The following is a 304-nucleotide window of genomic DNA, read 5'->3' as shown; positions in this document are numbered from 1 at the left end:
GAACCAGTGACCCTCGCCTTGTAAGGGCGATGCTCTCCCAACTGAGCTAATCACCCACATATAAATTAAAACGCTACTATTAAAATAAACAGTACTGGACTTTAACCAGTGAACCTCGCCGTTACTTGTAAATAGCGGTGATGCTCTCATTTCTTGTAACTGAGCTAACGACTCATATTACAAATTTACAATATGACTATTAATATAATAATAAGTTTTATATGTGGTGGGTGATACTGGACTTGAACCAGTGACCCTCGCCTTGTAAGGGCGATGCTCTCCCAACTGAGCTAATCACCCACAT

General features: G+C 40.8%; 1 tRNA gene. It reads right to left on the bottom strand.

Annotated features, from left to right (window positions below):
• Positions 1-224 precede the first annotated feature (224 nt).
• Positions 225-300: transfer RNA gene (locus AN392_RS18200), tRNA-Val, on the bottom strand.
• Positions 301-304: the final 4 nt, after the last annotated feature.

Origin of the sequence: Pseudoalteromonas sp. P1-16-1b, from assembly GCF_001401785.1 — a bacterium.
Taxonomy (GTDB): Bacteria; Pseudomonadota; Gammaproteobacteria; order Enterobacterales; family Alteromonadaceae; genus Pseudoalteromonas; species Pseudoalteromonas undina.
Note: the sequence above shows the minus strand (reverse complement) of the source record. Positions and strands in the feature narration are given on the sequence as shown.